Source organism: Bradyrhizobium sp. USDA 4474 (genome assembly GCF_054057515.1).
This window is the reverse complement of sequence record NZ_JBSRZJ010000002.1, coordinates 1,338,680-1,357,484: the sequence shown is the minus strand read 5'-3', so window position 1 is coordinate 1,357,484 and position 18,805 is coordinate 1,338,680. Positions and strand designations below refer to the sequence as shown.

The window sequence follows — 18,805 nt, the reverse complement described above, 5'->3', positions numbered from 1 at the left end:
TGTGTATGATGGTGGCGGCTTGTGGGATGGGCGATGTCGCCAGCGCGCAGACGACTGACGGTGGTGACCTTTCGTTCGAGCTGGTCGATCCCAAGGTGCTGCGTGTCTGTGCCGATCCGCGCAACATGCCGTTCTCCAACGAGAAGGGTGAGGGCATCGAGAACAAGCTTGCGGAGCTGTTCGCGAACAAGCTGCACAAGAAGCTGGACTACGTGTTCTTCCCGCAGGCGACAGGCTTCGTCCGCATGACCCTGGGCGCGCACCGCTGCGACGTCATCATGGGCTTCCCGCAAGGCGACGACGTCGTGCAGGGCACCAATCCCTATTACCGCACGACCTATGCGCTGGTCGCGAAGGCCGGTGGCGGACTCGAGGATGTCGATACGCTCGAGGATCCCAGGCTCAAAGGCAAGCACGTCGGTATCATCGCCGGCACACCGCCGGCGACCAACATGGCGATCGCCGGGCTGATGAGCGACGCCAAGCCCTATCCGCTGATGATCGACACGCGCTACGACAATTCCGCACAGGCGATGATCGACGATCTCACCGCCGGCAAGATCGACGCCGGCGTGCTGTGGGGACCGATGGCAGGGTACTACGCCAAGAAGGCCGGCTCGCTGCACATCACGCCCTTGGTGAAGGAAACCGCAGGGCCGAAGCTGGTCTATCGCATCGGCATGGGCGTGCGCCCCGCCGACCAGAACTGGAAGCGGCTGCTCAACAAGCTGATCCAGGAGAACCAGGGCGAGATCAACAAGATCCTGATCGATTTCGGCGTGCCGCTGCTCGATGAGAACGACCGGCCGCTCGGCGCGGAGGCGGCCAGGAAAGCGCCATGAGATGGCCTCTTGCCGCTGCGCTCGTCGCCGTCGCGCTCCTGGCGCCGGCATCGGCGCAGCAGCAGAAGCCGTCCGAGCCCGACGGCTACCGGACCGACAATGACCGCGCGCCCGTGCGGCGACGCTGCAAGGTGCGCGCGTGTTGACGACGGCGCAGGCCGAGGCGATCTGGCGCGCGAAGAACGGTGCCTTCATCGACGTGTTGCCGCGACCGCCGAAGCTCAAGAACCTTCGGGCAGGTACCGTGTGGCGAGATGCACCGCGCAAAGACATTCTCGGCAGCATGTGGCTGCCGGAGGAGGGCGCAGCCCGAGCCGCGGCCGGACAGTGAGCCCGGCTTTCTCCACGTCATCGCGAGCGTAGCGAAGCAATCCAGAATCGTTCGGTGGAGGAACTCAGGATTGCTTTGCTGCGCTCGCGATGATGGTGTGGGTGCAGTATCGCAGCCCTCGACGGGTGATCCGCCTACTGCTTCTGCAGCTTCGTCAGCGTGCCCGACCCGTCGGTGTTCGTTGCGGTGTAGGTCACCCTGTCACCGGCGTGAACGGCATCCAGCATCGCAGCGTCCTTGGCCTTGTACTGCTGGAGCGCGCCGACGCCACCGGCACTGCCGCCGACCGTGCCCGTCTGCATCTGCTGGATCGAGATCGTGTTGTTGAGACGATCGATTCGAGTGACCATTCCGGTCATATCGTCAGCAAAAGCGCTGGATGCGAGCATGGTGACGGCTGCAGCGCCCGCGAAGATGAATCTTGCTGTTCCCATCGAGGCCTCCCGTTTCCAGAGATTCACATCGACAAGCCATCCTAGATCGATTTGGTTCCCGCAGATAGCGCGCCAAACATTAACGATGGTGTTGATATCCGGGAACTTTCATGAAGCCGTCAGGAAGGCTGACGCTATTCGATTTCCTGCTGGATGACGCGGCCGAGCGCAAACAGGCGCTGGTCGATCGTGGTCGGAACCTCGCAGACGAAGCGCACCACCTTGCGGCGGTCCTCGAAGATACGGGTCTCCCAGATCAGCTGGTTGCTCATGGCGTCGACCTTCGCCTCGTCGCGCGGCGTCGCGTCCTGCAGCGCCTGGAGCTGGATGGTCTCCTCGCGGATCTTGTCGGCAGCCTCGCGCTGCTTGCGGCTGACGCGTTCGAGTCCGCTCAGGACCTGGGAGCGCTGGGCGTTCAGCGTGTCGAACAGGCCGGCGAACAGCAATTTTGCATTGGTGGTCTTGTCGGTGGAGCCGGTCAGAAAGTCCTTCACCGACTTCTCGGCCTCGTCCAGCGGCGTCTTGCGCGCCGCGAGCTTCGAGACCAGCGCGCTGACCCGGCTGTCGTCCTTCCATTTGCTCTCGGCGTCGTCGAGCGCGGGGCCTGCCCAGACGGCGGCGACGGAGATCTCCGGCACCTTGGCTTGCGTACAAGGCCAGTCGGGATAGCGCGGATCTGCGGCGCGTGCGGCTGCCATCGAGACCGCGAACGCAAGGGTTGCCATGGCATATGTCCGGACCCTCATCCTTCGCCTCCCGCCGGCCCGCGCCGCGCCAGCCCGCGTGAGGGATCATAGGCGAAAATCGCGCCGGTCATGAACACGATTGTGCAAGCTCCAACCACGGCGAGCGAGATCCAGCTGATCTGCCCATACAGCGCGAACCGGATCAGCTCGACCGCATGAGTGAACGGATTGGCCTGACAGACATAGTAGAGATAAGGGCTACCCTCCTGCACCCGCCACAGCGGGTAGAGCGCGGACGACGCAAAGAACATCGGGAAGATGACGAAGTTCATGACACCCGCAAAGTTCTCCAGCTGCTTGATGCCCGAGGAGATCAGCATGCCGAGCGAGCCCAGCATCAGCCCCGACAGTATCAGCGCCGGCAGCACGGTGAGGTAGCCGATCGGGGGCGGCGTGATGTCCCAGAACCAGGCGATGATCAGGAATGCATAGACCTGGAGCAGCGACACCGCAGTGCCCGCGAGCAGCTTGCAGAACAGCAGGAAGCCGCGCGGCAACGGGCTGACCAGCAGCGTACGCATATTGCCCATCTCTCGGTCGTACACCATCGAGAGCGAGGACTGCATGCCGTTGAAGAGCTGGATCATCGCCATCAGCCCGGGCGCGATGAAGACCTCATAGAGAATGTAGGTCTCGTAGGGCGGGATGATGGAGATGCCGAGCACCTGGCGGAAGCCGGCGGCGAAGATGAACAGCCATACCAGCGGCCGCACCAGCGCCGAGACGAAGCGTTCGCGCTGATGCAGGAAGCGCAGACCCTCGCGCCAGACGATGCCGGTAAGGCAGGTCATGTACTCCGAGGTGGAGAAGCCGCGCGGTGCGTTGCGCGTGGCGATGCTGTTCATGTGCCGCCTCCCGGCATCACTTGCGCGCCCGTCAGGCGCATGAAGGCGGTGTTGACGTCCTGTGCGCCGGCCTCTGCGAGGACGCGGTCCAGCGGGCCCTGCGCCAGCACCTTGCCCTGGTGCAGCACCACGAGATCGTCGCCGGCCATGGTCTCGTCGAACAGATGCGTCGCCCAGAGCACGCCGATGCCCTGCTCGGTGACCAGCTGGCGGACATGGCCGATGATGTCGGCACGCGCCTTGACGTCGAGCCCGACGGTCGGCTCGTCCAGCAGCAACAGCCGCGGCCGGTGCAGCAGCGCGCGGGCAATCTCCAGCCGCCGCATCTGCCCGCCGGAAAGATCGCGCACCTTGCTGCCGGCGCGCTCAGTGAGGCCAATGCGCGCAAGCAACTCGGCGCTGCGCGTGGCCGCCTCGCGCCGGCTGATGCCGTGAAGAGCGGCGTGATAAAGCAGGTTCTGCGTCAGCGACAGATCGAGGTCGAGCGTGCGCGGCTGGAACACCACGCCGAGCAACCGCAGCGCCTCGCCGGGCGTGCGGGTGATGTCATGGCCGAAAATGGCGACGCGACCGGTCTGGATGCCGAACAGGCGGGTGATCAGCGAGAACAGTGTACTCTTGCCGGCGCCATTGAGGCCGAGCAGCGCGGTGAAGCTCGCCGGCTGCACTTCGAGGGAGACGTCGATCAGCGCCCGTCGCGGGCCGTAGGAATGGCTGACGCCGTCGATCGACAACGCCGGCATCGCGGCCGGATCACGCTTCAATGTCTCGCGTTGTTCTGCGATAGGGGCGGGGCTGGTCATGGCACGATCGTGATGCCCCAGGGCAGCTCGCCCACTTGAATGGTCTTGATCACCTTGTGGGCGGCGACGTCGATCACGGAGACGTCGTTGGAGACGCCGTTGGTGGTGAGCAGATATTTTTCATCCGGCGTGAACGCCATATGCCAGACGCGCTGGCCGACCAGCAGATATTTTGTGACTTTGCGCGAGGCGGTGTCGACCACGGCGATGCGGTTGGCGGGACCGAGCGCGACGAAGGCGGTCTTGTCGTCCTTGGTCATGCCGATGCCGACAGGCTGGATCGCCTCTTTCCGCAGGCCCGGAATCTCGAAGGTGATTTTGCCGGTCACCTCATGCTTTCCGGGATCGATGACCGATACCGTGCCGCCGATCTCGGACGACACCCACAATTCGGACGCGTCGTGCTTGAACTGGGCAAAGCGCGGGCGCGGATCGACCAGCACGTTGGCGACGATCTGGCGCGACGAGGTGTCGATGAAATGCGCCATGTTGGTCGTCTCGGAGGTGTTGATCAGGGTCTTGCCGTCGGGGCTGATGGTCATGCCCTCGGGCTCGACGCCGACCTGGATGTCGCCGAGGCGCGCGCGCTTCTCCAGATCGATCACGGTGACGGTGTTGTCGTTCTCGTTGGCGACATAGAGCGTCTTGCCGGCGGCATCCTGGGTGAACAATTCAGGGTCGGGTCCGGAGGGCAGCGTGTCCACCACGGCTTGGGTCTTGGCGTCGATCACCTGGATGGTGTCGTCGTCGCCGACCGCAACCATGACGAATTTGCCGTCACGGGTGAACTCGATGCCGCGCGGGCGCTGGCCGACCTTGATGGTCTCCGTCACGGTCCAGCTGTCGGTGTCGATGACAGAGACCGTGTTGCTTTTCTCGTTCGAGACATAGGCGATGACGGCATGCGCGGGCGTTGCTGCCAGCATCAGTCCGGCCAGCAATCCCGCACGCGACATTCGACGCCTCATTTCAGCTTGCATTTGCTCTCCGGGCGATCGTAGCCGAGCGTGTCGAGCTCGGAGACCTGGTGCAGGAAACCTTCCTGCGGCGACACCGACACTACCATGCGGCCATCGACCAGCAGGATCGGCTGGCGCAGCTGGAGATTCCAGTCGCGCACGGTCAGCCGCGTGCCCTTGAAGGCGGCGATCTCGAAATCCGGTTCCTTGATGAAATCCGAGACCTTCGTGACGTCGCCGGATTTGGTCCGCGAGGTGGCCTCACCGATCATGCGCACGGCGGTCCAGGCCTGCATGTCGAGCGCGGTCATCCGTCGCGCGTTCAGCTTGATGAAGCGGTTCTGCATCTGCGTCGCGCCCCACTGGTCCTGCGCCGCATCCCAGCTGCGCGGCACGAGGCCGGCTGAGCCGGCGACCGGCCGCGGGTCCCAGGTGCGATAGGGTAAATAGGCTGCGAACACTTCGCTTTCGTCGGCGGCCACCAGTACGTCGTAGGCCGGTGCCTGTTGCGTGACCACCGGCATCTGGCGTTGGATCAGCGTCACGCCGGAGTCCGTGCGGCGCGCGCCACCCTTGTCCTCGAAGGTCCGCTCCTGCACGATCTTGGCGCCGAACCGCGTGGCGGCGCGCCGCAGCGCATCGGCGTAGAGCTTGTCCTCGTGATGCGAGCCGACCACCAGCAGCCAGCGCGACCACTTCTTCCACACCAGGTATTGGCCGAGCGCATCCGCCAGCATCGAGCGCGTCGGCGCGGTGTGGATCACGTTGGCGCGGCAATCGGCCTCGCGCAGCCGCTCGTCGATGGCGCCGGCGTTGAACAGCAGCGTGCCGCGATCGCGCAAGGCGTCGGCCACTTTCAGAAGCGTATCGGCCGGCAGGTCAGCCACGATGAAGCCGTTCCTCTCGGCGAGCGCGGTCGCAGCCAGGACCGGGTCGTCGCCTTCCTTGATCCGGTGCTCCTCCAGCGTGAAGCGCTGGCCCGTGAATTTTCCGGTAGTGTTGTTGTCTTCGATCGCGAGCTTGGCGCCGGCGACCCCGTCATTCTCGGCGGGCTGCTCGACCAGCGACAGTGTCGATTTGGCACCGGCAACGCGGAGATAGCCGACGTGGATTTCGACGGGGTCCGCCAGCGCCTGCGTCGTCGCAACAGCGAGGCCAATCAGGCCGACCAACCATCGGATCATGCTTCCTCCAAACATCCCCCCGGCTTGACCGCCGGTGGAGAATTGTTTCTGCTGGAAGCATGACCGATTTGGCAAGGCTTGCAACCCCGCATTTCGTCCGCGCGCGCGCGAGCGCTGGAATCACGATCGTGCGAGCGTTGCTGTGTTTCGCAGCATTCCTGTTGACGGAATCAGCCGCGCTCGCCGATCCGCCTGCTGACGCCGAATGACGGCAAGCCGGAGTAGCTGGGAAGGCTCATCCCTTCAGTCTCTCCGCGTGCCAGTGCAGATGATCGCCCATGAAGGTCGAGATGAAATAATAGCTGTGGTCATAGCCCGGCTGGCGCCGCAGCGTCAGCGGGATGTTGGCTTTGGCGCAGGCCGCTTGCAGCAATTCAGGCTTGAGCTGTTCTTTCAGGAAATTATCGGCCTCGCCGACATCGACCAGGAAGCCGGAACATCTTGCGCCGTCCTCGATCAGCGCCACCGTGTCATGGCTGCGCCAGGCATCCTTGTTCGGCCCGAGATAGCCGGTCAGCGCCTTGATGCCCCACGGCGCCTGCGACGGCGCCACGATCGGAGCGAAGGCGCTCGCCGCGCGATAGCGGTGCGGATTGCGAAGCGCCACCGTCAGCGCGCCGTGGCCGCCCATGGAATGGCCCATGATCGTCTGCCGCTTGGCATCCACGGGAAAATGTCCCGCCACGAGTTTGGGCAGCTCGTCGGTGACATAGCTCCACATGCGATAGTTGCGCGCGAACGGCTCTTGCGTGGCGTCGACATAGAAGCCGGCGCCGAGGCCGAAATCATAGGCGTTGTTGGCATCACCGGGCACGTCGGGCCCGCGCGGTGAGGTATCGGGGGCGACGAAGATCAGGCCGAGCTCGGCGCAGGCTTTGCGGAATTCGCCCTTCTCGGTGACGTTGGCATGGGTGCAGGTCAGACCGGAGAGATACCAGACCACGGGCAGCTTCGCGCCCTCGGCATGGGGCGGAACATAGACCGAGAACACCATGTCGGTTCCCGTCGCCGCGCTCCCATGGCGATACACGCCCTGCACGCCACCATAGGATGTATTGGTCGAGACAGTCTGGATCGTCATGCCTGATGGCTCCGTGGCATCTCACCACATCGAGAATGCAATGCTCGTGTGACCGAGATTTGTCGCGCGCTTTTAGGCCACGCCGCTGTCGATCGCCAGCCGCACCAGCTCGATGGAGGTCCTCACCCCGAGTTTCTGGCGCATGATCGAGGAGGTGTTGGCGACCGTCTTGTAGGATGATTGCACCAGCCACGCGATCTCGGACAGGCTTTTTCCAGCGCTCAGCAGCCGCAAGATCTCCATCTCGCGCGCGTTCAGCTTCGACAACGGGCTCTGCGCCAGCGTCGGCCCTGCGAAAGCGATGCTGCGCGCGATCGCGCTGGGAAGATAGGTGCCGCCGCCGCCAACGGTGCGGATCGCCTCGACGAGGTCATCGGGGTCGCCGGTCTTGGAAACATAGCCCTTGGCGCCGCATTCGATGGCGCGTGCGGCGAAGGCCGGGTCGTCGTTCATGCTGAACATGATGATGCAGGCCTCCGGCGCGCGCTCGAGGATGCGGCGAGCGAGCTCGAAACCGGAGACGGTCGGCAGGTTGATGTCGATCACGCAGAGGTCCGGGCGCTCGACGATGAAAATGCTCTCGCCATCCTCGGCGTCCGCAGCCTCCAGAATCTCGATCTCGCCTTCGTCGGCCAGCACGGCACGGCAGCCGGAGGCGACAATGGGATGATCGTCGACGATCAGAATGCGCATAGGCGTTCCCCGCGGCAGCGCGTTCCCGTGACAGGATTTACCTTCATTATCGCGCCGCATGATGCCGAACGAGACAGCGCGTCGGGTCATGCAACCCGGCCGGGATTGCTGTACGTTCCGATTAGATATCGGGCGCTTCGCCTCTGTCAACGCTATCGGACAGGTGTGAACGATCCTTCGTGGGACAGGCGAAAGCAATGTGGCAAAATCTTTCCTTGCGCGGGCGCATCAACCTTCTGCTGGCGCTGCTGCTGGCGCTCGGGCTTGCCGTCAACATCGCCCGCGAGCTCGCGGAGGCCGGTCCCCGCGTGCAGGCCGAGGACCAGAGCGTGATCCGGCTGGCGCGCGAGTTCATCGAGATGATCGTCGCCGATCTCAACGAGGCGCCGGATCCGGATGCCAGGTTGGACCAGATCGCGCGCGACCTCAATCGCCTCCGCCATGTCAGCATCGCGCTTCGGGACGCCGGCGGCAACCCGCTGACGTCGCCGCGTGCCCATAGCGATGACGACACGCCCGGCCCACCGGCCTGGTTCGTCAGCCTGGTTCATCCCGACCAGACTGCCGTCAGCGTGCCTGTTTCGGTGCATGGCAAGCCCGGTTCGCTCGTCATCATCTCGCATCCCAATGACGAGATCGCCGAGATCTGGGACGCCATCGTCACGCAGCTCGAGGTCGGATCGGTCATCGCGCTGCTGCTGTTTCTCGTGATGATGACGGTGGTGGGCCGGGCGCTCGCACCGCTCGAGTCCCTGGGGCAGACGATGAGCGAGCTCGAAGGCGGCCGCTACGACGCGCGCGTGATGCCGGGCGGCGCGCCCGAGCTTGCCGCGATCTGCACCAGGCTCAATCATCTGGCGGCAACGCTCGGCGAAGCGGTCGAGGACAAGCGGCGACTTGCCGAGCGCGCGGTGTCGCTCCAGGACATCGAGCGCAAGGAGATCGCGCGTGAGCTGCATGACGAGTTCGGGCCCTATCTGTTCTCGCTGCGCGCCCATGCCAGCGCGTTGACGAAGCTCGCCGACGGGCGCGGGCCCAGTGCAGAGGCCGTGCGAAAGCACGGCGGCGCGCTTCTCGAGCAGATCAATGCGCTACAGCAGTTCACCCGTCGCGTGCTGGAGCGCTTGCGGCCTGTCGGCCTCGCCGAGCTTGGCCTCGGCAAGGCGCTGGAATCGCTGTGGCGGCTATGGCGTGAATCGCATCCCGAGGTGACGATCGAAACCACGATCTCGCCGGCGCTCGGGATCACAGGGGAGACCGCCGATCTCACCATCTACCGCGTGGTGCAGGAGGCGCTCACCAATGCCTTCCGCCATGCCGGTGCGACCGCGATCGATGTGGTGATCGAGCCGGCGGAGCGGCCGGGGCGCGACGGCCGTGGCTACGCCCGGGTGCGCGTCAGCGACAATGGCCGCGGCATGGAGCCGGGCCAGAAACTCGGCTTCGGCCTGGTCGGCATGCGCGAGCGGATTCTGGCGCTCGGTGGCACGCTCAACGTCGCGTCAGGCGAGGGCGGCGTCACCGTCGAAGCGCTGGTTCCGACCGCTTCGGCCTGATCGCATCAGGGAAATCTCCCGGTCGGGAAGAATTCCCGATTTCGTCGGGAAAACGGGTGCGGAGAATGCCGGACCTTTTGTGGCTAGTGCCACCCCAAGGACCGGCTACACTTCTCTGTGCAATCGGCGGCGTTCAGAACGGCCGATGCCTGGGAATGGGACGGCAGGGGATGGGCGCGCGAAAGCTTTTGATCGTCTCGATCTCGACGGGGCTGGTGCTTTGGACCGATGCTGGCCTGGCCGCGCAGGACGAGGAGACCAATGTCCAGAACCTGCCCGCGGTCGAGGTGGTCGCGCCGCAGCGGACGACGCGGCGTCCTGCGCCCCGAACGCCGGCGCGCGTCGTGAGTTCCGGCAAACCCAACAACCGCATCTACGTCTACCCGGCGGCGCCCGGCAATGCGAAGGGCGTCGACGTCGACAAGGTTGCCTCCAGCATCAGCGCGATCGATGCCAACCAGATCAAGCGTACCGGCTCGATGAACGTGAGCGACGCGCTGCGCGACAACGTCGCTGCGGTCAACATCACCGAGGTGAGCGGCAACCCGTTCCAGCCGAATGTCGAGTTTCGCGGCTTCGTCGCCTCACCCATCGTCGGGACGCCGCAAGGGCTTGCCGTCTACCAGAACGGCGTGCGCATCAACGAAGCGTTCGCCGACAGCGTCAATTGGGACCTGATCCCGACCGCCGCGATCCGGTCGGTCACGGTGGTGACCAACAATCCCGCCTTCGGCCTCAATGCGCTGGGCGGCGCGGTCAATCTGCAGATGAAGGACGGTTTTACCTACCAGGGCGCCGAGGTCGACACGATGGGCGGCTCGTTCGGCCGCATCCAGAGTTCGGCACAATGGGGCAAGCAGGTCGATGCCAATTACGCCGTCTACGCCGCGCTCGACGGCCTGCACGACAACGGCTTCCGCAATCTCTCGCAATCGGACGTGCGGCGCTTCTACGGTGATGTCGGCTACAAGGGCGGGGACAGCGAATTCCACGTCAATATGGGGCTCGCCGACAACAATTTCGGCGCGACCGCCACCGTTCCCGCCGAGCTGTTGCAGCAATATTGGGGCGCGGTCTACACCTCGCCGCAGACCACCAACAATCGCGTCGGCTACGTCAACCTGACCGGCAGGGTCGAGGCGACGCCCACCTGGACCTTCGAAGCGACCGCGCATGCGCGCGTGTTCGAGCAGCGTGTGCTCGACGGCAACCCCACCAGCGTGCAGGACTGCGCGACGGCCGGTTTGCTCTGCTTTGGCGACAACACGGCGCCGGCGAACGGCCTGGATGGCGCGCAGCTTGCAAACCCCTTTGCGTCCGGGAGCCTGCTCGGCGAGCTGGATCGGACCTACACCCGATCGACCACCTTCGGCGTCTCCGGCCAGGCGACCAACACTGACGAACTGTTCGATCATGAAAACCGTTTTTTGCTCGGCGCCAGCTTCGATGCCAGCGTCAACAGCTTCAACGCGTCGGCGCAGCTCGGGACCATCGGCACCGACTACGTCGTCAGCGGCAGTGGGATCTTCCTTGGCCAATCCGGCACCCCCGCGACCGGCGAGATGGGCCCGGTATCGCTGCGCACGCTCAATCAATATACCGGCCTCTATGCGCTCGACACCTTCAACGTGACGGATGCCTTCGCCATCACCGGCGGCGGCCGTTTCAACCACGCCCGCGTCACGCTGGAGGACCAACTCGGCACCGCGCTCAACGGTGATCACGCCTATGACCGCTTCAATCCTGTGATCGGCGGCACCTACAAGATCACGCCGGAGCTCACCGCCTATGCCGGTTACTCCGAGGCCAACCGTGTGCCGACGCCGCTCGAGCTCGGCTGCGCCGACCCGAACAATCCGTGCCTGATCGCATCCTTCCTGGTCTCCGACCCGCCGCTGAAGCAGGTGGTATCCAAGACGCTCGAAGCGGGGTTGCGCGGTACGAGGGAGCTGAACATCGGCACGCTCGGCTGGAAGATCGGCGGCTTCCGCGCCACCAATTACGATGACATCATGGGCCTGCCGGTGGCCGGACGGCAGGGCTTCGGCTTCTTCCAGAACGTCGGGGCGACGCGCCGGCAGGGTCTCGAGGCCGAGGTCAACCTCAAATCGGATACGCTTCAGTTCCATGCCGGCTATGCGCTGGTCGACGCGCGCTTCCTCGATGCGCTCGAGCTTTCGTCCAACAGCCCCTTTGCCGATCCTGGGACGGGGACCATTCAGGTCGTAGCGGGCAACCAGGTCCCGGCCGTGCCGCGTCACCGCATCAAGGCCGGTATCGAATATGCCGCCACCGACGCCTGGAAGGTTGGCGGCGATGCGCTGTGGGTTTCGAGCCAGTATCTGGTCGGCGACGAATCCAACCAGGCGTCGAAGCTGCCCTCCTATGCCGTGTTCAACCTCCATACCTCCTATCAGTTCACCAGGAATGTCCAGCTCTACGGCAAGGTCGACAACATCTTCGACAAGCGCTATGCGACCTACGGTACGTTCTTCGACACCACCGCGGTCCCGAACGTCGCCAACGGCGGCAGTCCCTTCACCGATCCGCGGTCGCTGAGCCCGGCAAGACCCCGCGCGTTCTATGCGGGTATGCGGGTGACGTTCTGAGACGGCTCGACGGGCGCCCGCCTGGTATAATGCCGGCGCCTCGCGCGGAGCCCGGATTCGCACGGGCCGCGCGATTAAGGGTTCCTTAGCGCTCGTGTGCGGATCATCGGTGCGGGTAGATCAGCGGAGACTACTCCCATGCTGAAGGACGGTACCTACGCGGCGTGGTACAAGACGCCACTCGACCAAGGCACCGGCATCGTCCATGTCGCGGACGGCCAGATTTGGGGCCGCGACAGCCTGATGACGTTTCACGGCTCCTGTAAGGTCGATGGCGATCGCTTCACCGCGACCGTGTCAACGAAGCGTCATACCGATGGGCGTGTCACGGTCTTCGGCGTCTATGATGAGCTCACGCTGGAGATCGAGGGGACATGCCCCGACAAGATCGCGACCTACACGGCAACGGCAGGTCAGGCGCGCGGAGTCGTTCTGCAGGGTACTCTCATTCTGACGGAACAGCCCGCGGCACTACCTGAACGGACCGGACAGGTCCCTGCGTTCGATCCCAACGCGCTTCCGAAGCTGCCGAAACGCCCGCGCTGAAAACTTTCCCTGCCGGCGCTTCTCAAATCGCCCGCGCCCCGTCATTGTGCCGCCGCACCCATCGTCCCGGAGCGGCATCAATGTCGGATAAGGTCTCGCGTCGCCAGTTCGCGAAAATCGCGGGAATGTCCGCAGCCGGCATCGCGGGTCCGCTTGAATCCGCCGAGGCCAGGCCGGCAGCGGCGCCGCGCGGCACCAGTAGCTTCCCGCCTGGCTTCGTCTGGGGCACGGCGACGTCGTCCTATCAGGTCGAGGGTGCGGTCAGTGAGGACGGCCGGGGGGCCTCGATCTGGGACAAGTTCGTCCGCATCCCCGGCAAGATCGAGGACGGCACCACGGGCGATCGCGCCAACGAACATTATCACCGTTACAAGGAGGACATCGCGCTCATCAGGGAACTCGGCTGCAAGGCCTATCGCTTCTCGGTGGCCTGGCCGCGGGTGTTTCCGGATGGCGACGGCAAACCGAACCCCAGGGGGCTCGACTTCTACAATCGCCTGGTCGACGAACTGCTGAAGAACGGCATTGAGCCCTGGCTCACGCTCTATCATTGGGATCTGCCGCAATCGCTGCAGGATCGTTTCGGCGGCTGGCGCTCGACCGAGACCTGCAAGATCTTCGGCGACTACGCGGCCTATGTCGCCGGGCAGCTGACCGATCGCGTCAGATGCGTATTCACGCTGAACGAGAGCGGCCGCTTCGTCTATTTCGGCTACGGCATCGGCATCGATGCGCCGGGCCTGACCTTGCCGCAGGCAGAAGTAAACCAGATCAGGCACAACACCGCGCTCGCGCACGGACTTGCGGTGCAGGCCGTGCGCGCCCTCGGCCGCCGCGGCACGCGCGTGGGCCCGGCCGAGAACATCGATGCCTGCATTCCCGCGATCGAGACGCCCGAGAACGTCCGCGCCGCCGAGATCGCGTTGCGCGAGCTGAATGCCGGCTATCTCAACGTCATCATGACCGGCCGCTACACCGACGCGTTCCTGAAATACGCCGGCGGCGACGCGCCGAAATACACCGACGCCGAGTTGAAGATCATCTCCTCGCCGGTCGATTTCCTCGGCCTCAACATTTACGCGCCGCAGCACTACATCGTGGCGTCCGACCAGGGCGCCGGCTTCATGCCGGTGCCGATCCCGAAATCATTCCCGCACATGAACTCCGACTGGCTGCGCGTCGGCCCCGAGACGATCTACTGGGTTCCGAAGCTGGCTGCAAAGATATGGAAGACGGATGCGATCTATATCAGTGAGAACGGCGCCTCCGGCGACGACCAGATGACGCAAGACGGCAAGATCTACGACACCGATCGCATCATGTACCTGCGCAACTATCTCGCCCAGCTCCAGCGCGCCACCACCGAGGGCGTGCCGGTGCGCGGTTATTTCCTCTGGAGCCTGATGGACAATTTCGAATGGGTGTTCGGTCTCAACAAGCGCTTCGGCCTCTACCACGTCGATTTCGACACCCAGGTCCGGACGCCAAAACTCAGCGCGAGCTTCTATCGCAACGTGATCGCGAAGAATGCGGCGGGGGCGTGACCCGTTCGGCTCTCCCCACCTGCGCGGCCCCGAGCGGGGAGAGGTGAAGAGAGGCGTGTCACATTGACTCCATTCTCCCTCTGATTCAAAACCGCCCTCAACACTCATAACCGGAGGACAACGCCCATGACCGACGCGCTGATCATCGATGCCTGCCGTACGCCGCGCGGTATCGGCAAGGCCGGCAAGGGAGCACTGTCAGGCATTCATCCGCAGCAGTTAGGTGCCACTGTGTTGCGCGCGCTCGCCGAGCGGACCGGTATCAACACGGCCGATGTCGACGACATCGTCTGGGGCTGCAGCGCGCAGGTTGCGACGCAAAGCGGCGATCTCGGTCGCATGTCGGCACTCGATGCCGGCTATGACGTGCGCGCCAGCGCCGTGACGCTCGATCGCTTCTGCGGCTCCGGCATCACCAGCGTCAACATGGCGGCCTCCTCGATCATGGCGGGCGCAGAAGACCTCGTCATCGCCGGCGGGTGCGAGATGATGTCGATGGAAGGACGTCGCGGCGGAGGTCCGATGATGATGGACTCCGGCAATCTGCGCCTGCGTGCGCGGCATCCGCAGTCGCATCAAGGCGTCTGCGCCGACGCGATCGCGACGCTGGAAGGCATCACGCGGCAGGACGTCGATGCGCTCGGCCTCGAAAGCCAGCAGCGCGCCGCACAGGCGATCGCTGGCGGTCACTTCAAGAAGAGCCTCGTGCCTGTTCATCGCGAGGATGGCAGCCTGGCGCTCGACCGCGAAGAATATCCGCGGCCGCAGACCACGATGGAAGGTCTCGCGGCGCTGAAGCCCGCATTCCCCGCGGTCGCCGATTATGCGCTGGACGACAAGGGCACGACCTATCGTGGCCTGATCCTGCAGAAATATCCGGACCTCACCATCGACTTCATGCACCACGCCGGCAATTCGTCCGGCGTCGTCGACGGCGCGGCGGCGATCCTGTTGGCCTCGCCGTCCTATGCCAGGGCGCATGGCCTGAAGCCTCGGGCGCGCGTCGTCGCGATGGCCAATATGGGGGACTCGCCGACGCTGATGCTGAACGCCCCGGTTCCGGCGACGCGCAAGGTGCTGGCCAAGGCCGGGCTCACCATCGACGACATCGATCTGTTCGAGATCAACGAGGCCTTTGCGGTGGTCGCGGAAAAATATATCCGGGATCTCAAGCTCGACCGCGCCAAGGTCAACGTCAACGGCGGCTCGATCGCGCTCGGCCATCCCATCGGCGCGACCGGTTCGATCCTGATCGGCACCATGCTCGATGAGCTCGAACGGCGCGACCTCAAGCGCGGTCTCGTCACCATGTGCGCCGCAGGCGGCATGGCGCCGGCCATCATCATCGAGCGCACATAACTCTCCGCGGCCCGTAAAAGACAGGGAGAAACGCCGCAGAGCGACGATCCAGCCTTATTTTTCAGGGTGAATCGTGCTTCCCCTCCGGCAAAGAGGCCGGTGGTCGCTTGTCGAAAGCCTCGAATCAGCTTTAGCAAGGCTGCTTGCGGGCCTTTGAAACAAGGCAAAAACCGCTGCCCGAGGCATCTTCCGCTCTGGAAGCCGCTAAAATGCAGGGGTTTTTGTCGCAGGGGGCCAAAAAAGCCCGTAAAACCGCGACAAAACTGTGCAGAGGGCTATAGGCCTTCGCCGGTTGGTCTAATATGCAACCGGCAACGAATCAGAGGAGACACGATGCCAACCCAAATGTCGAAATCGCAGTTGATCGAAAAGATTGCGACCGCCACCGAGCTTTCCAAGCGCGACGTCAAGAACGTCATGGAGACTCTGACCGACGTCGGCCACAAGGAGCTCAAGAAGAACGGCCTGTTCCTGGTGCCGGGCTTTGCCAAGTTCGTGGTCATCAAGAAGCCCGCGACCAAGGCGCGCAAGGGCACCAATCCGTTCACGGGTGAAGAGATGATGTTCAAGGCCAAGCCGGCCCGGAAGATCGTCCGCGCCCGCCCGGTCAAGGCCGCCAAGGACGCTGTGGGCTGATAACGCAAAGGCCCCCTCGCGGAGAGGGGGCCTTTTGGTTTGACGAAGTGGCTGCGAGGGCTGGAGCGGAGGGGTTCAGCCCTTGCGGCGCTTCACCCGGACCGGGATCGGCGCAAGCCGTGGCTCGGGTCCTGCGAGCGCATCGCGCACCCGGTCGATGGCACGACCAAGCAGCTGGCGCAGCCGCTGCGTTGTCCGGGATCGCTTCGTCTCTTCCAGCAATTTTTTCATTGCATCACTCCGCCGCTTCCACCTTGGTTTCCATCGGCTCGAGCGCTGCGGCGATGGCGTCGTCGACGCGCTCCAGCCAGATGAATTCGAGGTTGTCCCGCGCGCTCTTCGGGATGTCGTCATAGTCCCGCTTGTTGCGCGCCGGCAGCATCACCCGCTTCAGGCCGGCGGCGGCCGCAGCCACCACCTTCTCCTTGATGCCGCCGACCGGCAGCACCAGCCCGCGCAGCGAGATCTCGCCGGTCATCGCGGTGTCGCTGCGTACCGTGCGATTGGTGAGAAGGGACGTCAGCGCCGTGAACATTGCCACCCCCGCGCTCGGGCCGTCCTTCGGGGTCGCACCCGCCGGCACGTGAACGTGGATGTCGCTCTTCTCGAACACCGACTGATCGATGCCGAGCTGCGTCGCCTTGCTCTTCACCAGCGTCAGTGCCGCCTGCACGCTCTCGCGCATCACCTCGCCGAGCTGGCCGGTCAGGATCATGCTGCCGCGGCCGGGGACGCGCGAGGCCTCGATGAACAGGATATCGCCGCCCACGGGCGTCCAGGCGAGGCCGGTAGCCACGCCCGGAACGCTGGTGCGCTGCGCGATCTCGCCTTCGAAGCGCGGCTGGCCCAGCACATCGGCGATGTCCTTTGCCGTCACCACGACCTTGGCAGCCGTGCCTTCGGCGACCCGCACCGCCGCATGGCGGAACACCTTGCCGATCTCGCGCTCGAGGTTACGCACGCCGGCCTCGCGGGTGTACCCCTTGACGACCAGCTTCAGTGCCTCCGGCTCGATCTCGGCCTGTTCGGCCGTCAGGCCGTTGGCCTCCAGCTGCCGCCGCACCAGGTAGCGCCGCGCGATCTCCAGCTTCTCCTCTTCGGTGTAACCGGCGAGGCTGATGAGCTCCATGCGGTCCAGCAGCGGACCCGGAATCTGGTCCAGCATGTTGGCGGTCGCGATGAAGACCACGCGCGACAGGTCGAACGGCACGGCCAGGTAATTGTCCCGGAACGTCCCGTTCTGCTCGGGGTCGAGCACCTCCAGCATGGCGGCAGAGGGATCGCCCTGCACGCCGCGGCCCATCTTGTCGATCTCGTCGAGCATCATGACGCAGTTGCGGCTGCCTGCCTTCTTGATGCCCTGGATGATGTTGCCCGGCAGCGCGCCGATATAGGTGCGCCGGTGACCGCGGATCTCGGCCTCGTCATGCACGCCGCCGAGGCTGACGCGCACGAAGGGGCGATCCATCGCGCGTGCGATGGATTGTCCGAGCGAGGTCTTGCCGACGCCGGGCGGGCCGACGAAGCACAGGATCGGGGCCTTGCCCTGCGGAGCGAGCTTGCGCACCGCCAGATATTCGATGATCCGGCTCTTGATCTTCTCCAGGCCAAAGTGATCCGCATCCAGGATGCGGCGCGCTTCCTTGATGTCGATCGGCTTCTCCGCGGGGAGCGCCCAGGGCAGCTCGATCAGCCAGTCCAGATAGGTGCGGACCATGCCGGCTTCGCCCGCAGCCTCAGGCATCCGCTCGTAGCGGCGCAGCTCCTTCCTGGCATGCGCATCCGCTTCCGGCGGCATGTTGGCCTTGGCGATCGCTGCCGTCAGCTCGGCGACTTCGGCGGCCTTGCCGTCGCCTTCGCCGAGCTGGCGTTGAATGGTTGCCATCTGCTCGCGCAGGATCGCCTCGCGCTGCCGCTCATCGAAGCTGGCGCGGGTCTGCTGGCCGATTTCGTTGCTGATGCGCAGCACCTCCAGCCGTTCGGCCAGGTGCTTCGACACCTTCTCCACGCGCAGAGCGAGGTCGATGGTTTCCAGCACCTCCTGCTTGTCCTGCGGCTTGATGTCCATGAACGAGGTCGCCAGATCGGCCAGCGCGCCGGGCGCGCTGGTGTTCTGGAACATCGCGATCAGCTCGGGCGGCGCCTGCGGCAGCAGCTCGATTGCCTCGATGGCCTGGCGCTGCAGGTTCAGCGCCCGCGCCTCGATCTCGGGCGAGGACGTGGTCGGCTCGGGGATCTGCTGGATGCGCGCAGCCGGGAACGGCGTGCCCGGCAGGAAGTCGAGGATGCGCGCGCGCTGCACGCCCTGGCAGACGATGTGATGCGTGCCGTCGGGTGCGGTGATGTAGCGCACGATGTTGGCGATGGTCGCGACCCGATAGAGATCGTCCGGGCCGGGCTCCTCGATTGCGGGGCTGCGCTGCAGGACGATGCCGACCGGCCGCTGCTCGCGCAACGCCTGCTGTGCGGCGGCGATGGACTTCGCCCGGCCGATCGCGATCGGCGCGATGGCACCGGGAAACAGCACCATTTCGCGCACGGGGATGATGATCAGTGCGTCCTCGGGAATCTTCACGCCAGGACCGTTTTGGGAATTCGTCGGTTCGTTGTTCATCTGTTCATTGGCCATGATCGACC

The 18,805-nt window shown here is 64.8% G+C and carries 17 protein-coding genes and 1 pseudogene; 8 read left to right on the top strand and 10 right to left on the bottom strand.

What is annotated here, in order from left to right:
* Nucleotides 1–5 precede the first annotated feature (5 nt).
* Together ACVW16_RS08180 and ACVW16_RS08175 are read left to right on the top strand one after the other, a co-directional pair.
* Entirely contained in the window at nucleotides 6–842 is an 837-nt protein-coding gene (locus ACVW16_RS08180; protein ID WP_456738202.1) for a substrate-binding domain-containing protein, read from the top strand.
* Nucleotides 839–1,146: pseudogene (locus tag ACVW16_RS08175) on the top strand (PQQ-dependent catabolism-associated CXXCW motif protein); the annotation flags it as partial. The gene ACVW16_RS08180 and the pseudogene ACVW16_RS08175, both read left to right, overlap by 4 nt.
* Before the next feature lie 161 nt (nucleotides 1,147–1,307).
* Here the strand turns inward: ACVW16_RS08175 and ACVW16_RS08170 are convergent.
* The 8 genes from ACVW16_RS08170 to ACVW16_RS08135 all read right to left on the bottom strand — a co-directional run bounded on the left by ACVW16_RS08170 (nucleotide 1,308) and on the right by ACVW16_RS08135 (nucleotide 7,918).
* Nucleotides 1,308–1,607, bottom strand: a complete 300-nt coding sequence (locus tag ACVW16_RS08170; RefSeq protein ID WP_456704811.1) for a copper-binding protein — start codon at nucleotides 1,605–1,607, stop codon at nucleotides 1,308–1,310.
* 134 nt (nucleotides 1,608–1,741) lie between these two features.
* Entirely contained in the window at nucleotides 1,742–2,353 is a 612-nt protein-coding gene (locus ACVW16_RS08165; RefSeq protein WP_456704810.1) for a hypothetical protein, read from the bottom strand.
* Nucleotides 2,350–3,198 (bottom strand): ABC transporter permease, encoded by an 849-nt coding sequence (locus ACVW16_RS08160; RefSeq protein ID WP_456738772.1) that lies wholly within the window; start codon nucleotides 3,196–3,198, stop codon nucleotides 2,350–2,352. The genes ACVW16_RS08165 and ACVW16_RS08160 overlap by 4 nt, the downstream gene beginning before the upstream one ends.
* Nucleotides 3,195–4,001 carry an ABC transporter ATP-binding protein gene (locus tag ACVW16_RS08155; RefSeq protein WP_456704808.1) on the bottom strand — a complete coding sequence of 269 codons (807 nt, stop codon included), beginning with the start codon at nucleotides 3,999–4,001 and terminating at the stop codon, nucleotides 3,195–3,197. Before ACVW16_RS08155 ends, ACVW16_RS08160 begins: the two co-directional genes overlap by 4 nt.
* A complete protein-coding gene (locus ACVW16_RS08150; RefSeq protein WP_456735860.1) occupies nucleotides 3,998–4,981 on the bottom strand; it encodes a YVTN family beta-propeller repeat protein in 984 nt (327 codons plus the stop codon). The genes ACVW16_RS08155 and ACVW16_RS08150 overlap by 4 nt, the downstream gene beginning before the upstream one ends.
* Entirely contained in the window at nucleotides 4,966–6,144 is a 1,179-nt protein-coding gene (locus ACVW16_RS08145) for an ABC transporter substrate-binding protein (protein ID WP_456802335.1), read from the bottom strand. Before ACVW16_RS08145 ends, ACVW16_RS08150 begins: the two co-directional genes overlap by 16 nt.
* Before the next feature lie 235 nt (nucleotides 6,145–6,379).
* Nucleotides 6,380–7,225 (bottom strand): S-formylglutathione hydrolase, encoded by an 846-nt coding sequence (gene fghA / locus ACVW16_RS08140; RefSeq protein WP_456735858.1) that lies wholly within the window; start codon nucleotides 7,223–7,225, stop codon nucleotides 6,380–6,382.
* 72 nt (nucleotides 7,226–7,297) lie between these two features.
* Complete coding sequence (locus ACVW16_RS08135; RefSeq protein ID WP_456704804.1) at nucleotides 7,298–7,918, bottom strand: response regulator; 621 nt, start codon at nucleotides 7,916–7,918, stop codon at nucleotides 7,298–7,300.
* A gap of 197 nt (nucleotides 7,919–8,115) precedes the next feature.
* Here ACVW16_RS08135 and ACVW16_RS08130 point away from each other — a divergent pair, with 197 nt between their 5' ends.
* From ACVW16_RS08130 to ACVW16_RS08105, 6 genes are all read left to right on the top strand, one after another.
* Nucleotides 8,116–9,474 carry a histidine kinase gene (locus ACVW16_RS08130; protein WP_456735857.1) on the top strand — a complete coding sequence of 453 codons (1,359 nt, stop codon included), beginning with the start codon at nucleotides 8,116–8,118 and terminating at the stop codon, nucleotides 9,472–9,474.
* Nucleotides 9,475–9,644: 170 nt separating this feature from the next.
* Nucleotides 9,645–12,083, top strand: a complete 2,439-nt coding sequence (locus ACVW16_RS08125; RefSeq protein WP_456738771.1) for a TonB-dependent receptor — start codon at nucleotides 9,645–9,647, stop codon at nucleotides 12,081–12,083.
* A gap of 138 nt (nucleotides 12,084–12,221) precedes the next feature.
* Nucleotides 12,222–12,629: a hypothetical protein gene (locus ACVW16_RS08120; RefSeq protein ID WP_456735856.1), complete on the top strand. Its 408-nt coding sequence runs from the start codon at nucleotides 12,222–12,224 to the stop codon at nucleotides 12,627–12,629.
* Between the two features lie 80 nt (nucleotides 12,630–12,709).
* Entirely contained in the window at nucleotides 12,710–14,173 is a 1,464-nt protein-coding gene (locus ACVW16_RS08115; RefSeq protein ID WP_456735855.1) for a GH1 family beta-glucosidase, read from the top strand.
* A gap of 126 nt (nucleotides 14,174–14,299) precedes the next feature.
* Nucleotides 14,300–15,532, top strand: a complete 1,233-nt coding sequence (locus ACVW16_RS08110; RefSeq protein WP_456704799.1) for an acetyl-CoA C-acetyltransferase — start codon at nucleotides 14,300–14,302, stop codon at nucleotides 15,530–15,532.
* A 333-nt stretch (nucleotides 15,533–15,865) separates the two neighbouring features.
* Nucleotides 15,866–16,168 (top strand): HU family DNA-binding protein, encoded by a 303-nt coding sequence (locus tag ACVW16_RS08105; RefSeq protein WP_018320691.1) that lies wholly within the window; start codon nucleotides 15,866–15,868, stop codon nucleotides 16,166–16,168.
* Between the two features lie 75 nt (nucleotides 16,169–16,243).
* Here ACVW16_RS08105 and ACVW16_RS08100 read toward each other — a convergent pair whose 3' ends face one another.
* A complete protein-coding gene (locus tag ACVW16_RS08100; protein WP_456735854.1) occupies nucleotides 16,244–16,399 on the bottom strand; it encodes a hypothetical protein in 156 nt (51 codons plus the stop codon).
* Between the two features lie 4 nt (nucleotides 16,400–16,403).
* Nucleotides 16,404–18,797, bottom strand: coding sequence for an endopeptidase La (gene lon / locus ACVW16_RS08095; protein WP_456735853.1), 2,394 nt, complete (start codon nucleotides 18,795–18,797; stop codon nucleotides 16,404–16,406).
* Between the last annotated feature and the right edge of the window lie 8 nt (nucleotides 18,798–18,805).

What these genes read in the sequence shown, in the direction of transcription:
- ACVW16_RS08180 (WP_456738202.1), top strand. Translation starts at nt 6, where the DNA reads ATGATGGTGGCGGCTTGTGGGATGGGCGATGTCGCCAGCGCGCAGACG.
- ACVW16_RS08170 (WP_456704811.1), bottom strand. Translation starts at nt 1,607, where the DNA reads ATGGGAACAGCAAGATTCATCTTCGCGGGCGCTGCAGCCGTCACCATG.
- ACVW16_RS08165 (WP_456704810.1), bottom strand. Translation starts at nt 2,353, where the DNA reads ATGAGGGTCCGGACATATGCCATGGCAACCCTTGCGTTCGCGGTCTCG.
- ACVW16_RS08160 (WP_456738772.1), bottom strand. Translation starts at nt 3,198, where the DNA reads ATGAACAGCATCGCCACGCGCAACGCACCGCGCGGCTTCTCCACCTCG.
- ACVW16_RS08155 (WP_456704808.1), bottom strand. Translation starts at nt 4,001, where the DNA reads ATGACCAGCCCCGCCCCTATCGCAGAACAACGCGAGACATTGAAGCGT.
- ACVW16_RS08150 (WP_456735860.1), bottom strand. Translation starts at nt 4,981, where the DNA reads ATGCAAGCTGAAATGAGGCGTCGAATGTCGCGTGCGGGATTGCTGGCC.
- ACVW16_RS08145 (WP_456802335.1), bottom strand. Translation starts at nt 6,144, where the DNA reads ATGATCCGATGGTTGGTCGGCCTGATTGGCCTCGCTGTTGCGACGACG.
- fghA (WP_456735858.1), bottom strand. Translation starts at nt 7,225, where the DNA reads ATGACGATCCAGACTGTCTCGACCAATACATCCTATGGTGGCGTGCAG.
- ACVW16_RS08135 (WP_456704804.1), bottom strand. Translation starts at nt 7,918, where the DNA reads ATGCGCATTCTGATCGTCGACGATCATCCCATTGTCGCCTCCGGCTGC.
- ACVW16_RS08130 (WP_456735857.1), top strand. Translation starts at nt 8,116, where the DNA reads ATGTGGCAAAATCTTTCCTTGCGCGGGCGCATCAACCTTCTGCTGGCG.
- ACVW16_RS08125 (WP_456738771.1), top strand. Translation starts at nt 9,645, where the DNA reads ATGGGCGCGCGAAAGCTTTTGATCGTCTCGATCTCGACGGGGCTGGTG.
- ACVW16_RS08120 (WP_456735856.1), top strand. Translation starts at nt 12,222, where the DNA reads ATGCTGAAGGACGGTACCTACGCGGCGTGGTACAAGACGCCACTCGAC.
- ACVW16_RS08115 (WP_456735855.1), top strand. Translation starts at nt 12,710, where the DNA reads ATGTCGGATAAGGTCTCGCGTCGCCAGTTCGCGAAAATCGCGGGAATG.
- ACVW16_RS08110 (WP_456704799.1), top strand. Translation starts at nt 14,300, where the DNA reads ATGACCGACGCGCTGATCATCGATGCCTGCCGTACGCCGCGCGGTATC.
- ACVW16_RS08105 (WP_018320691.1), top strand. Translation starts at nt 15,866, where the DNA reads ATGCCAACCCAAATGTCGAAATCGCAGTTGATCGAAAAGATTGCGACC.
- ACVW16_RS08100 (WP_456735854.1), bottom strand. Translation starts at nt 16,399, where the DNA reads ATGAAAAAATTGCTGGAAGAGACGAAGCGATCCCGGACAACGCAGCGG.
- lon (WP_456735853.1), bottom strand. Translation starts at nt 18,797, where the DNA reads ATGGCCAATGAACAGATGAACAACGAACCGACGAATTCCCAAAACGGT.